A 1353-nucleotide genomic window follows, 5' to 3' on the forward strand; every position below is an offset into this window, starting at 1 on the left:
TGATTCCCGCCCTGGAGGAAGATGTTCCGGTGTACTACTACCCCCAGACGTTCGGGGCTGCAGGAGGACCTGTATTGTATAATAATTCTTCAGGTTTACTTGATTACAGTTCGTACCGTCAGCGTAAACCCGCTTCCCAGGAGTTCAGGATGCTGTGCAACCTCGCCCTTCTGCACCAGGCAAAGGGGATATTCCCATACAATCTGTGCAGTTATATGGAACCATACGGTCAGAGTTATCCCCCCAACACTATCATGAGTTCCCTCCTTGACAGACATAACCTTCCCTTCGATGCTCCATACGAGGAATGGGTCTATACAGGCCGCTGGCCCGAAGATGAGAATGACCAGTTCGAATACATACGTCCGGATTCCCTTCCCCCATGGATTGACGGCTACGATCCCCTTTTCGAAGTTGAAGATTATCCAATTCTTCTTGCTGGTGATCCGAAGAACAGGGAGATACGCTACGAATGGCTCTTCGGACCATACGGTGTTCTTTACAACGATATCGGGGACATACTCGCTGATGTCAAGCGGATAGGCCCCGAGATGCACGATCTCTGGTGGTGCAGTGGAGGTTACAGTGATGGGGCCGATATCAGCTACGACTACAACCCGATTCCCGCGGATCTGATCACTCCTGTCGTTAAAGTGTTTGAGGACGATACCCTGGAATCCTGTTACCTGTTCTACACAGACAGGTACTGCATATCCAACGGTAATCCCTACGAGATTACTTTCAGCCCTTCTGACCTTCCTGAATATGCTGACTGCAGCATAAGGCTTCTTGACCACTCAAGAAGGTTCATTATGGAGGGTTCCTATGACTCGGAAGATACCGTTTACATGTTCCTTGATACGCTTGATGCGGGAGAGAGCAGGCTGGTTGAACTTATAGACCCTTCCGAGAGCCTGCCTGCTGATGTAAGGATAACATCTCCCGATGTAAGGATGCTACTGAAAGATGGAAGTATCTCCGTTCAGATGGAGGCAACAGTTAGAGATTCCGTTGATATCATAGCGGATTTCTACAACATGGGAACCGAATCCGGGAACAACGTTATCGTTACCCTCTACGATTCCACTGCCGGACAATCGATAGGTCAGACTGAATACCTTGCCTTCGACGGCCTTCCCTTCAAGACTCCATCCGCCTGCAGGAACTGCGACTGCAGCAGAGCATCCTTCAACTGGACCCCGGACGCGGCGGACATAGGTGCTCACAGGCTTACAGTTGCCGCAGCCACCTGGATCGGGGAACCTGATTCTGATGACAATTCGGTTGACTTCGTTTTCCTTGTAAAACCTCGTGATTACGCGACAGAAGTCAGGGGAAATGCCTGGGACATGA

1 protein-coding gene is annotated in these 1353 nt (G+C 50.3%); it reads left to right on the plus strand.

Translation table 11 applies throughout. The annotated features are described in order from the left end of the window. Positions 1-74: 74 nt before the first annotated feature. The coding region (locus tag K8S15_08910; GenBank protein MCD4776150.1) for a hypothetical protein at positions 75-1353 on the plus strand (1279 nt) is incomplete at its 3' end.

It is taken from the genome of Candidatus Aegiribacteria sp. (assembly GCA_021108005.1).
In the GTDB taxonomy this organism is placed as follows: Bacteria; Fermentibacterota; Fermentibacteria; order Fermentibacterales; family JCC-6; genus Aegiribacteria.